This is a genomic window from Plantactinospora alkalitolerans (assembly GCF_015690345.1).
Taxonomy (GTDB): domain Bacteria; phylum Actinomycetota; class Actinomycetes; order Mycobacteriales; family Micromonosporaceae; genus Plantactinospora; species Plantactinospora alkalitolerans.
This window is the reverse complement of sequence record NZ_JADPUN010000142.1, coordinates 15,126-27,720: the sequence shown is the minus strand read 5'-3', so window position 1 is coordinate 27,720 and position 12,595 is coordinate 15,126. Positions and strand designations below refer to the sequence as shown.

General features: G+C 72.8%; 10 protein-coding genes. 4 read left to right on the top strand and 6 right to left on the bottom strand.

What is annotated here, in order from left to right:
• Positions 1–21: 21 nt before the first annotated feature.
• Positions 22–1,221: a glycosyltransferase gene (locus I0C86_RS13605; protein WP_196201606.1), complete on the bottom strand. Its 1,200-nt coding sequence runs from the start codon at positions 1,219–1,221 to the stop codon at positions 22–24.
• A gap of 281 nt (positions 1,222–1,502) precedes the next feature.
• Here I0C86_RS13605 and I0C86_RS13600 point away from each other — a divergent pair, with 281 nt between their 5' ends.
• Positions 1,503–2,069: a DUF5709 domain-containing protein gene (locus I0C86_RS13600; RefSeq protein WP_196201605.1), complete on the top strand. Its 567-nt coding sequence runs from the start codon at positions 1,503–1,505 to the stop codon at positions 2,067–2,069.
• 60 nt (positions 2,070–2,129) lie between these two features.
• Here the strand turns inward: I0C86_RS13600 and I0C86_RS13595 are convergent, their stop codons facing one another.
• Together I0C86_RS13595 and macS are read right to left on the bottom strand one after the other, a co-directional pair.
• Complete coding sequence (locus I0C86_RS13595) at positions 2,130–2,759, bottom strand: response regulator (protein WP_196201619.1); 630 nt, start codon at positions 2,757–2,759, stop codon at positions 2,130–2,132.
• Positions 2,760–2,965: 206 nt separating this feature from the next.
• Positions 2,966–4,153, bottom strand: a complete 1,188-nt coding sequence (gene macS / locus I0C86_RS13590; protein WP_323373624.1) for a MacS family sensor histidine kinase — start codon at positions 4,151–4,153, stop codon at positions 2,966–2,968.
• Positions 4,154–4,310: 157 nt separating this feature from the next.
• Between macS and I0C86_RS13585 the strand changes: the two genes are divergently transcribed.
• Entirely contained in the window at positions 4,311–4,772 is a 462-nt protein-coding gene (locus I0C86_RS13585; protein WP_196201603.1) for an ATP-binding protein, read from the top strand.
• A gap of 32 nt (positions 4,773–4,804) precedes the next feature.
• Positions 4,805–6,298 carry a glycerol kinase GlpK gene (glpK, locus tag I0C86_RS13580; RefSeq protein ID WP_196201602.1) on the top strand — a complete coding sequence of 498 codons (1,494 nt, stop codon included), beginning with the start codon at positions 4,805–4,807 and terminating at the stop codon, positions 6,296–6,298.
• A gap of 26 nt (positions 6,299–6,324) precedes the next feature.
• Here glpK and I0C86_RS13575 read toward each other — a convergent pair whose 3' ends face one another.
• The 3 genes from I0C86_RS13575 to I0C86_RS13565 form a co-directional block, all read right to left on the bottom strand.
• Positions 6,325–7,056 (bottom strand): 2OG-Fe(II) oxygenase, encoded by a 732-nt coding sequence (locus I0C86_RS13575; protein WP_196201601.1) that lies wholly within the window; start codon positions 7,054–7,056, stop codon positions 6,325–6,327.
• A gap of 30 nt (positions 7,057–7,086) precedes the next feature.
• Complete coding sequence (locus I0C86_RS13570; RefSeq protein ID WP_196201600.1) at positions 7,087–7,596, bottom strand: methylated-DNA--[protein]-cysteine S-methyltransferase; 510 nt, start codon at positions 7,594–7,596, stop codon at positions 7,087–7,089.
• 295 nt (positions 7,597–7,891) lie between these two features.
• The gene (locus I0C86_RS13565) at positions 7,892–8,518 is read right to left on the bottom strand and encodes a hypothetical protein (RefSeq protein WP_196201599.1); all 627 of its coding nucleotides are present in this window, start codon (positions 8,516–8,518) and stop codon (positions 7,892–7,894) included.
• A 140-nt stretch (positions 8,519–8,658) separates the two neighbouring features.
• On the opposite strand from I0C86_RS13565, the gene I0C86_RS45020 reads away from it, so the two are divergent.
• Complete coding sequence (locus I0C86_RS45020; RefSeq protein ID WP_196201598.1) at positions 8,659–12,519, top strand: nSTAND1 domain-containing NTPase; 3,861 nt, start codon at positions 8,659–8,661, stop codon at positions 12,517–12,519.
• Positions 12,520–12,595: the final 76 nt, after the last annotated feature.

The following is a 12,595-nucleotide window of genomic DNA, read 5'->3' as shown; positions in this document are numbered from 1 at the left end:
CCGCAGCCGTTCCGTCCCCGGTCAACCCGCAGCGGGCTGTCGCCGGCTCACCACCCGCTCGTAGAGGCGCTCCAGGGCGCTCGCCGTACGGTCCCAGGTGTAGCTGCAACGCACCCGGTCCACGGCCGCGTGCCCGTACGCGAACCGCTCCGCGTCGGCGGCGAGCAGCCGGCGGAGGGTCACCCCGAGGCCGCGTACGTCGCCAGGTGGCACGAGCCGGCCGGTCACCTCGTCGACCACGGTGTCCGCGATGCCACCCAGGGAGTATCCGACCACCGGCACGCCACAGGCCATCGCCTCCATGGGCACCCGGCCGGCGGCGGCGTACCGGGAGGTGCAGGCCACCACGTCGGCCGAGCGGTACCAGGCGGACATCTGGTCGTGCGGCACCGAACCCACCAGCCGGATCTGGTCGGCGACCCCGTTCTCCTCCGCGACCTCCCGCAGCCGGCGGGCCTCGGCGTGGTTGTCGAGGCTGCCGGCGGGCGGGCCGCCCGCGATGACCAGTTCGACGTCCCCGACCAGTCGCAACGCCCGGATCAGGTCCTCCTGTCCGTGCCCCGGGGACAGGCCGCCGGCGGCCAGGATCCGGGGACGTCGGTCCCGGGGCATCGCCTCGCCCTCGGGAGCGAACAACTCGACGTCCACCCCGGCGGGCACCACGGTCACCGAGGCCCGTTGCAGCCCCATCCGGGTCAGTTCGTCGACCTCGTGGGTGGACTGGGCGACCGCCATGTCGACCGCCCGGGTCAACGCCAGCTCCAGCGGGATCCGCTGTCCCGGCCCGTCGTAGTGCTCCCCGAGGTGTCGCAACTGTTCCGTGCCGAGCGAGTGGAAGGTCTGCACGATCGGGATGACCGTGTCCCGGACCGCGCTGGCCGCGGCCAGTCCGCCGATCCAGAAGTGCCCGTGCACCACCTCGGGCGCCCAGTCCGCCGCCCAGCGGTCGGTCAGCCAGCGGCCGAGTTCGGGCACGTACGGCACCAGTTCGCCGGTCGGTGTGCGCCGCGACGGGCCCACCGGCACCCGTTCCAGCCGATAACCCTCGAACTCACTCGTCGGAGGCGAATCCGGGTGGTCGAGCCGCTCGTACACCCTTACGTCGTGACCTCGTCCCGCCAGCTCGGCGGCCAACCGGGCCACGTGCTGATGCGTACCGGCATGTCGGCCGCGGACCTCCTGCGGCGGGCCGGCGTGTGCGCAGACGAGGCCAACGCGCATGGGTCACCTCCAGGCGGGGGTCACGAGCAAACGGCCGTTCGATCAGAGGCTCCCATTAACCACGACGGGCCGAGCGGAAACCTGGCAAACCGGTCCGGGCGCCCGGCGCCACCGGCCAGGCGGTCCGTCGTCGACGGCCCGCCCCCCGAGGATCCGACAGACCTCGCCGGCACCTGCGTCCCCGTTCGGGCCCCGCCTAACCGCCGTGTTCCGGAATCCGGCCGTGTTCGGACCCGACTTGACCCGGTTACGGGTGCGGCGGCAGCGGGTAGTGATCTGTCATGCGTGATGACGAGTTTCCGACGCCCGTGTCCGACCCAGAAGCGGAGGGTCTGCCCGACACCGCCGACGACGACTCGACGGCCAGGGACGACGTCGCCACCGGCCGGGAGGCGGACGGTCCGGACCCGGCGCCGCTTCCCGGCGACCGCCCGCTGGCCATCGACCGTTTCGGCAACACCGCCGAGGAGCAGTTGGACGGCGAGTCGCTGGACTACAAGCTCGCGCGGGAACAGCCCGAACGTCCGGTCGACGATCCCCTCGCCGGCGCGGTCGACCCCGCGATCGCCGCCGAGGCGGACAGCGAGGAGGCCGCCGCCGAGGCACAGCTCGACGCCGACGTGATGGATCCCGGACCGACCTCCGATCCACGCTCACCGGTGTCGATCTACGACCACGGCATCCTGGGCGACGCTCCGGGTGGCGGGCCGGTCGGCCGGCTGGTGGAGCCGGACCAGGGCGCCCGCGGAGACGACGAGACCGACTCCATCGCGTACGACGCCGGAGCTGCCGGCGGCGGGGCGAGCGCGGAGGAACTGGCCGTCAACGAGACCCAGCCCCCGCCGTGAGCCGGCCCTGCCGCCGTACGCCAGCGGGGCCGGCGAGCCTCGGTGGCCCCACTCGGCGGTTCAGTCGAGGCCCTGTTCGATGGCGTAGCGGGTGAGTTCCACCCGGTTGTGCAACTGCAACTTGCCGAGCGTGTTCTGTACGTGGTTCTGCACGGTCCGGTGGGACAGGCCCAGCCGGGTGGCGATCTGTTTGTAGGACGCCCCCTTGGCGACCATCCGGAGCACCTCGGTCTCCCGGTCGGTGAGCCGGGGCAGTTCGTTGCCCGGCGGGTCGGGCGCGACGGCGAGCCGCCGGTACTCGCCCAGCACCAGGCCGGCCAGGCCCGGTGTGAAGACGGTGTCCCCGGCGGCGGTGCGCCGGACCGCCTCCAGGAACTCCGCCGGACCGGCCGACTTGATCAGATAGCCGGTGGCCCCCGCCTTCACCGCGTCGAGCACGCTCTGCTGCTCGCCACTGGCCGAGAGCATCAGCACCCGTACCCCGGGCAGCTCCGCCAGCAGGCCGTGGATCACCTCGACGCCGGAGATGTCCGGCAGTTGGAGATCGAGTACGACGACGTCGGGACGGGCCGCCCGAGCCACCCGGACGGCCTGCCGGCCCTCACCGCTGGTGGCCACCACGAGATAGCCGGCCTCGGTCAGGTCCCGGGCCACCCCTTCTCTCCACATCGGATGGTCGTCGACCACCATCACCCGGATCACCGTCTCGTCGCTCACCCGGCCGAGCCTAACTTCGGCGTCCGCCCCGGAACAGTCGGCGGTCCGTCACCACGGTCCGGAATGATCGGCGGTCCGTCACCACGTCCAGGCGTCCCAGACGCCTGGACGCCTGGACGCCTGGACGCCTGGACGCCTGGACGCCTGGACGCCTGGACGCCTGGACGCCTGGACGATCCTCAGTCGACCGGGGCGGCGGTGCCGTCTGGCGTGACACGGCTGCGTGGCACCCGCAGTTCCACTTCGGTGCCCTCCCCCGGCATCGAACTGATCCGTACCGTGCCGCCCAGCTCGGAGATCCGTCCCTTGATCGACTGGACCACGCCCAGCCTGCCCTGGCCGACGGCCTCGCCGAGCCGGCCCGGCGGGATGCCCGGCCCGTCGTCCCGGACCGAGACGGTCACCTCCGCGACATCGTCCTCCACCAGGACCCAGCCACGCCCACCGCCGTGCCTCGCCACGTTGTCCAGCGCCGCACCCACCGCCGCGGCGACCTCCCCGGCGACCCCTGCGGGCAACACCACCGGCGTCGCCGGTGCGGCGATCGACACCACCGGCGACGCGTACCCGCCGAGCAGCGACCGCAGGTCGATCTCCTTCCGGTCCAGTTCGACGGGTGCCGCGGTAGCGATCAGCGAACGCAGCGCGGCCTCCTGCTCGCCGGCCAGCCGGGCCAGCTCACCGGCCTCGCCGTCGAGATGGGCGCCCCGACGCTGCACCAGGGCAAGCACCTGGAGAACCGAGTCGTGGATGCCCCGGGCCAACCGCTCCCGTTCCCGGGTGGCGGCCTCCAACTCGACGGCCTGCTGCAACCGCTCCTCGGCGATCACCGCCAACCGGACCACGTGCCCGACCGCGATACCGGCGAGCAGCATCAGCGCCGCACCCGTCAGCGAGGACTGGCCCACCCTCTCCCGCGCGGCCAGGTCCGCGGCGCCGAGAATCAGCGCCGCCACCACGCCACGCCGCCGCCCGCCGGAGACCGCCCAGGCCAGCACCGGGCCGGCCAGCCAGGCGACGCTGAGCGGCGGCACCCCGGCGTCCAGCATCTTCGGACCGACCACCCGGGGAGCGGCCAGGATCACCGCGAGCGTCACCGCCAGGTCGGCCAGCAGCAGCGGCCAGCGGCGCCAGGACGGATCGGCGTACGCATATCCGCTGTACACGGTCCAGCTGGTCATCGCCAACAGCACCACGCCGCCGGCCACCGGGAACGCGTAGTCGCTCAGGTTCCGGACGGCCAGCACCGTGACGTACGTCAGGGCGGCGAACCGGTAGACGGCGATGGCCCGCCACAGCGGCGCCTGCAGGCTGCCGGGCGGATCACGGCGGCGCCCGCCCCGCCCGTCGTCCGACCACTGCGCCACGCACCGACCATCCCACAGCTTTCGCTTTCCGGACGACCCACGCCACCGGCCGATCCACCGTCCGTCTCCCGAGGGTGGCTCTGATGCGCCGCTACATACCCTGACGTAGGGTGGGAAAGCCACGAAAGGACTCGACAACCAGCGGGCGGGACGGGCCATGAGCGACGTAGATCCCCTCCCAGCGGCCACTGTTGTGCCCAATGGGTCGGCTCCGCTGCTCGCCGAGGGTTTCGATCATGGCCAGGTCACCGCGATCCGACACACCGTCGCCTCCCACGCCCAGGCGGCCGGGCTCACCGGCACCCGCCTGGACGACTTCGTGCTGGCCGTCAACGAACTGATCACCAACGCCGTCCGGCACGGCGGCGGACAGGGCTGGCTGCGCCTGTGGCGTACCGACGGCACCCTGTACTGCCGGGTCTCCGACACCGGCGCCGGCATCGACTCCGACCGGCTCGGCGACCGGCGGCGCCCCGCGCCGGAGGTCGCCGGCGGCTGGGGGCTGTGGCTGGCCCGCGAGCTCAGCGACGAGATGCTGGTCCGAAGCGGCCCCGAGGGCACGACGGTACAGATCAGCGCCAGCCTCGGCGGACCGGAGCCCGACCCGCTCGTCGGGTGACGCGGGCCACGACGCCGGGTACGGTGCTGCGAATGGCCGATCAGTACGTCGCCGCGATCGATCAGGGCACCACCTCCTCCCGGTGCATCGTCTTCGACGCCGCCGGACAGATCGTCTCGGTCGCCCAACGGGAACACCGGCAGATCTATCCGCAGCCCGGGTGGGTGGAGCACGACGCCGAGGAGATCTGGGCCGCCGTCGAGCAGGTCGTCCGGGAGGCGCTGGCCAGTGCGTCGATCGGCGCCGACGGGTTGGTCGCGGTCGGCATCACCAACCAGCGGGAGACCACGGTGGTGTGGGACCGGGCCACCGGTCGCCCTGTGCACCACGCCATCGTCTGGCAGGACACCCGGACCGGCCCGCTGCTGCGCCGCCTCGAGTCGGAGTACGGCGAGCGGCGCTTCCGGGAGCGGACCGGACTGCCGCTGGCCACCTACTTCGCCGGACCGAAACTGCGCTGGCTGCTGGAGAACGTGGACGGTCTACGGGACCGCGCCGAGCGCGGCGAGGTCCTGTTCGGCACGATGGACAGCTGGCTGATCTGGAAGTTGACCGGACGGCACGTCACCGACGTGACCAACGCCAGCCGGACCCTGCTGATGAACCTGCACACCCTCGACTGGGATCCGGAACTCCTCGACGCGCTGGGCATCCCGGCCGCGATGCTGCCGGAGATCCGCTCGTCGGCCGAGGTCTACGGCACGGCCGGCGGTGTGCTGGACGGAGTACCGGTGGCCAGCGCGCTCGGCGACCAGCAGGCCGCGCTGTTCGGCCAGACCTGCTTCCGTCCCGGCGAGGCCAAGTGCACCTACGGCACCGGCAGCTTCCTGCTGCTCAACACCGGGGAGAGTCCGGTGTCGTCGAGCCACGGACTGCTGACCACCGTCGGCTACCGGATCGGTGACCGGCCGGCGACGTACGCCCTGGAGGGGGCGATCGCGGTCACCGGGTCACTGGTCCAGTGGCTACGGGACAACCTCGGCCTGATCTCCAGCGCGCCGGAGGTGGAGGAGCTGGCCCGTACCGTCGAGGACAACGGCGGCTGCTACGTCGTACCGGCGTTCTCCGGGCTCTTCGCACCGCACTGGCGCAGCGACGCGCGTGGGGTCATCGCCGGCCTCACCGGGTACGTCAACAAGGGACACCTGGCCCGGGCCGTGCTGGAGGCCAGCGCCTGGCAGACCCGGGAGGTGGTCGACGCGATGAACGCCGAGGAGGACGTGACGCTGCGCCGGCTCCGGGTGGACGGCGGGATGGCCGCGAACGGACTGCTGATGCAGTTTCTCGCCGACGTGCTGGACGTGCCGGTGGTACGCCCCCAGATCAGCGAGACCACCTGCCTCGGCGCCGCCTACGCGGCCGGCCTGGCGGTCGGCTTCTGGCCGGACCTGGAGACGCTGCGGGCGCAGTGGCGCCAGGACGCCCAGTGGCAGCCGGCGATGGATCCCGCACACCGGGACCGGGAGCTGCGCAACTGGCGCAAGGCCGTCGACCGCAGCCTCGGCTGGGTCGAGGACGAGGACTGATCCGAGGTCCACTCGCGCCCAGGGGATCACGCCGCGTCGTGCAGGACCAGACCGAGGGTGTGCCGCAACCCCGACCGGACGGTGGACACGCCGTGGCGTACCGGTGACGCCGACCAGCCCCGCGACGACCGTACGGGCCGGTCACGGGTGGTGAAGACCAGTCCGTGGCCCTGCGGCAGCATCGTCACCGTGCCCCGGGACTGGGCCCGGGGACGCTGCTCGACGAGCAGGAACTCGCCGCCGGTGTAGTCCAGGCCCGGCCGGTCCAGGCCGATCACCACCTGCATCGGAAACACCAGGTCCCCGTACAGGTCGCGGTGCAGGGCGTTCCAGTCTCCGGCGCGGTAGCGCAGCAGGATCGGGGTGGACCGGCGCTGCCCGGCGGCATGACACATGTCCAGCCACTCGTCGAGGCTGTCCGGCCACGGGGCCGGTTGACCGAGCCGGGCGGCCCAGTCGCGGGCGATCGGCAGCAGCCTCGGATAGAACGCCGCCCGCAGTTCGGCGACCAGGTCCGGGTAGGGCCGGTCGAAGTAGCGGTACTGGCCGGAGCCGAACCGGAAGCGGGCCATGTCGACCGTGGACCGGAACCGCTCCACCTCGTCGTAGAGGCCGGCGATACCGGCGCACTCGTCCGGGCGCAGGAGCTGCGGGGTCACCGCGCAGCCGACCCCGTCAAGCTGCGCGGTGATCTCGTCCCAGTCGACGGTCGCCAACCGGTTCCGTGGGTCGACCGGTGTCGACGTACTCGAAATCATGATTGTCTTCTCTCGTTGTGCGCGCGGTCGTCAGACGAGCTGTGGTTGCAGCGCGCCCTCCAGGGTCAGCAACTCCCGTTTGCGGTCCACCCCACCGGCATAGCCGGTCAGCGCGCCGCTCGCGCCGATGACCCGGTGACAGGGGCGCACGATCAGCAGCGGATTGGCCCCGATCGCGGCGCCGACCGCCCGGATCCGGTCCCGGGGTACGCCGAGCCGTGCCGCCAGGTCGCCGTAGCTGACCGTGGTCCCGTACGGAATCGTGTCGAGCGCCGCCCAGACGCGTTGCTGGAACGCGGTACCCCGGGCGGTGTGGACGAGGTCGAACTCGCGACGCCCGCCGTCGAAGTACTCGGTCAGTTGCCGGCTGACGTCGGTGAAGGCCGACGGATCGGAACGCCAGTCGGGTCGCTCGGCCGGGTCGACGGCATCCGCGAAGGAGACCGTCGCGAGCGCCGCCTGTGCACCTCCTGCGGCCGGCTCGCAGCCAGCAAGCAGCAGGACGCCGAGCGGACTCTCCATCGTCGTGTACGTCATCATCGAAGCCAGCTCCTCGGGTTGGTGTCTCTCCTCGATTCAACAACCGCGCGACCTCGAATCCTGGCGGTTTTCGGACGTCACGCTCCCGGACCGGGGCGGCGACGCCAGGCCCGCGACCAATGTCATCCGAACGCCGTGACGGTGTCTCCACGGACCGTGTTCCCTTCGCTGAGATGCGGTTCATGGCAGTGGTCGTCTGAGTCTGCGGGAGTCCGAGCCGCAGCCTTCTCGCACGACGTGGCGGGTGCCGCCCCCCGGAAAGGGGGACGGCACCCGCGTGCTGGCCTGCGCCGAGTCACGTCTGGCAGAGGATGCCGAGGTCGTCGACCCAGGTGCCCAACTGCGTACCGTTGCTGTTCCCGATCAGCGAGACCCGGACCAGGACGTTCGTCGGGCCGTGGTTCCACTGGGTGGAGACGAAGGTGTACGGAGCGCTGCCGCTCAGCACCACCGTCCTCAGCGCGACGTACCTGAAACTGTTCGGCTCGATGATCTCGAAGTTGATCTGCTGGGTGGCCAGGACGGGGTTGACCCAGATCCCGGCCGTGCAACTGGTCGTCGCCGGCAACTGGACCCGCCGGCCGACCGACGAGAACCCGGCGCTGCGCATGGAGATGAATCCGTCGCGGACTCCGGTGTGGGTCTGGAGCGAACTGAGGCCGCCGGTGCCGTTCCCGACGTGGCTGAAGCTCCAGTTCGCCGCCTGGGTGCCCTCGAAGCCGTCCCGGACGGTGATGAGCGCGGCGCTGGCCGGTGACGCGGTTCCGGCGAGCAGGGCGGCGGTCAGTCCGAGCAGGACCGCCACCGTCCCCACCCGACGGGCCGGCCGACCGGTGCTCCGCCGCGCCGTCCCCGCGAGCGGGCCGTTCGGCGAGGAGACGAGAAGCTTGCGGATCGACGCGGGAACGTAGTGGGACAACATGATGACCACCTCGTGATCTGGCTGGTGGGGCGCCTGTCGCACCCCGCTGACCAGATGTCTAGTCGCCGACTCGTTGTCCGGCTTCGGGGCCGCGACCCGGACAATCAACTCCGGACGAATCGACCTACGGATGGTGTGCGGTGCCGCGACCAGAGGGCGAGTTGGGGCCGGGGACTCCGGCGGTGATCGAGTTCGCCGCCGGACTGCGGCTGCTCCGGGAGAAGGCCGGTCATCCGGGGTACCGGGAGCTGGCCCGGCGAGCCCACTTCTCCGCGACGACGCTGTCCGAGGCCGCCGGTGGCCGGCGACTGCCGACCCTGGCGGTCACCCTGGCGTACGTGGCCGCGTGCGGCGGGGACGCGACCGAGTGGGCGGAGCACTGGCGGCGGATCGCCCGGGAGGAGTTGCCCGGCGACGGCAACGCCGGCACCCTCGGCCGGGACGACGACGCGCCGTACCAGGGGCTGCTGGCGTACGGGCCAGAGCGGGCCGACTGGTTCTTCGGCCGCGAGGACGTCGTCGACGACCTGCGGCGGAGACTGGCGGGCAGCCGGTTCGTGGCACTGTTCGGTGCCTCCGGCAGCGGCAAGTCCTCGGTGCTGCGGGCCGGACTGGTCCCCTCGGTCACGGCCCGTCCGGAACAGCCTCCGGTGCTGGTACTCACCCCGGGCCCCGACCCGGTCGGCGAGTTGGCGGTGCACCTCGCCCGACTGCTCCGGGTTCCGGCCGGAGCACTCCGGGCCGACCTCGACACCGACCCGACCCGGCTGCACCTCGCCGTACGCCAACTGCTGGCCGGACACGCCGCCGCCGAGGCGGACCTGTGGCTGGTGGTGGACCAGTTCGAGGAGATCTTCACGCTCTGTCGTGACCCGTCGGCGCGGGCCGGGTTCGTCACGGCGCTGCTGGCCGCGACGACCGCGCCCGACAGCCGGCTGCGGGTGGTGCTCGGGGTCCGGGCCGACTTCTACGGCCACTGCGTCGAACTGCCGGAGCTGGTGGCGGCGTTGACCGACGCCCAGGTGCTGGTCGGTCCGATGACCGCCGCACAGGTCCGGGACGCCGTGGTCCGGCCGGCCGAACGGGCCGGGGCGATGGTCGAGGGCGTCCTGGTCTCCACCATCGTCGCGCAGGTGGCCGACCGGGCCGGGGCACTTCCGTTCGCCTCGCACGTGCTGCTCGAAGCGTGGCGACGGCGCCGGGGCAACGCGGTGACGCTGGCCGGCTACCGGGCGGCCGGCGGCGTGGACGGAGCGGTCGCGCAGACCGCCGAGCGGATCTGGCAGGAGTTCGATCCCGACCGGCGGCGGGCGGCCCGGCACGTACTGCTCCGGATGGTGGAGATCGGCATCGGCGAGGACGGGCCGGGTGTCCCGCACCGGGTGGACCGGACCGAGTTGCCGACCGCCCGCCGGGTGGACCGGACCGAGTTGGACGAGACGGACGCGCTGACCGCGGGGGTGCTGGAACGGCTGGCCGAGGCCCGGCTGGTCACCCTGGACGACCGCTCGGTCCGGCTGGCCCACGAGGCCCTGCTCGACGCGTGGCCCCGACTGCGCCGCTGGCTGGAGGAGGACCTGGACGGCGTACGGGTGCACCGGCAGTTGACCCAGGCGGCGGCGGTGTGGCGGTCGCTGCGTCACGACCCCGGCGGGCTGTACCGGGGGTTGGCGCTGTCCCGGGCCCAGGACTGGGCGGACGCACACCCGGCCGGATTGACGGGTCCGGAGCGGGAGTTCCTCGACGCCAGCCGGCACGCCGACGACCAGCGGACGGCCGTACGCCGACGTCGTCGACGGCTGCTCGGCGCGGCCCTGGCCGTGGTGGTCGCGGTGGTGACCGTCCTGGCGTCGGTGGCGGTCGTCCAGGCCGGACAGGCACGTGGCCAGCGGGACCTGGCGGTGCGCCGCCAACTGGTGGCGGCCGCGCGGGCCCAGATGCCCCGGGATCCGCAGTTGGCGTTCCTGCTGGCCCGGCGGGCGTTCGAGGTACGCCCCGACGCCGAGACCGAGACGGTGTTCCGGCAGGCGACCCTGAACTGGCGCGGCGTGGCGGCCCGGCAGGTCTTCGACACCCGGTTGAAGAACGCGGCGTTGACCCCCGACGGCCGGTACGTCGTCGCCGCCCATCCGGAGGGCGCGGTCTGGCGGTGGGACGCCACCACCCCCACCCGGCCGCCGGTACCGCTGCCGGATCCGGGCAGGGACATGCACGCGCTGGCGATCAGCGGGGACGGCCGGTGGGTGGCCAGCGGACACCACCATCCGGAGGTACGGCTCTGGGACAGCGCCGACCCGACCAGGGCACCGATCCTGCTGCCCGGCCATCGCGGGCCGGTCCTGGACGTGCGGTTCAGCCCGGACGGTCGCCACCTGGCCACCGGGGACGGGGACGGGGTGATCCGGATCTGGACGCTCGACGGGGCACCCCGGGCCCGGGTCCTGCCGCACGGCGGGCGTGGTGGGACGTACTCGCTGGCCTGGTCGCCGAACGGGCGTCGGTTGGCGGCGGCCACGCTGGCCGCCCCGGCCCGGGTCTGGGACGTCACCGATCCGGCCCGGCCCCCGGTCGAGCTGCCCGAGTCCACCGGCAGCGCCGACGGGCTGCTGTTCAGCCCGGACGGCCGGCGGGTGGCCGGGGTGGACAACGTCGTCGCGGAGGGCAGCACCCTGCGGCTCTGGAACGTCGGCGGAGGACGGCCGCTGGTGCTCGGCCGGCTCCGGGGCGTACTTCCGGCGGTGTTCAGCCCGGACGGACGACGGCTGGTCACCAAGAACAGCTATGGCGTGATCGCGTTCTGGGACACCACCGGGACCACCGAGCCGCTTCCGCTGCGCGGCCATGCCGGCGCGGTGTGCGCGATCACGCTGGCGCCGGACGGTCACCTGGTCAGCGTCGGTGCGGACGGCACCGTCCGGTCCTGGGACGTCGGTGGCGGCTACCACCCGGTGATCACCCACCCGCACGACGGTCTCGTGCACGCCGCCCGGTTCAGCCCGGACGGACGGCACCTGGCCAGCGCCGGCATCTACGACGGTACGGTCCGGATCTGGCCCGTACCGGCCGATGGCCCCGCCGACCGGAGCAGCGCCGCCGCACCTGTCGACCAAGGCAGCATCGTCGCACCTGTCGACCAAGGCAGCACCGCCGCGCCCGTCGTGCTCTCCGGCCACGCGGGGATGACGATGGACGTCGCCTTCGCCCCGGACGGGACCCGGCTGGCCAGCCTCGACTCGGCCGGAACCGTACGGGTCTGGGACTGGCCCGGCGGTCGACGGCTCGCCTCGTTCGAGGCCGGTCCGGCGAGCCGGCTCACGTTCGGTCCCGACGGCCGCCGGCTGTTGACCAGCGGCAGCGACGGCATCCGGCTCTGGGAGCAGGTCGACGGCGCCCGACCTGTCCCGGTGGAGTTGGCCCCGACGGGCTCCGGTGCGGCCTTCAGTCCCGACGGCGCTCGGCTGGCGACCGGCGCCGAGGACGGCACCGTACGGGTCCGGACCGTCGGCGGGAACACCGTCGCGACACTGTCCGGTGGAACCGAGCCGGTGAGTTCGGTGTCGTTCAGCCCGGACGGCAACTCCGTCGCCGGACTCGGCCGGGACGGCACCATCCGGATCTGGCCTGCCGACGGTGGAGCCGCGACGGTCGTGCTCGGCTCGGCCGGTCAGGGAACCGCCACCACCCGGCTCGCGTACACGCCCGCCGGACGGCACCTGGCGATCCTCGGTGGCGAGGAACTCACCGGGATCCAACTGTGGGCCGTCGACGGTGCCACCGAGCCGGTCACCCTGCGTACGCTCGGCCCGGGACCGCTGGGATTCGGCTTCGCCCCGGACGGGGAGCGGATCGCCACCGTGCACTCCGACGGCTCGGTACGGATCTGGACCTGCGACGTCTGCGGCCCGGTCGACCGGCTCCTCGCCGCCGCCGGCGCTCGGACCAGCCGCCCGTTCACCGCCGACGAACGCCGCACCTTCCTGCTCGACTCGCTCCGCCGTTGACCCTGCTCGACTCGCTCCGCCGTTGACCCTGCTCGACTCGCTTCGTCGTTGACAGTTCGCCGGCCCGTCACGATGT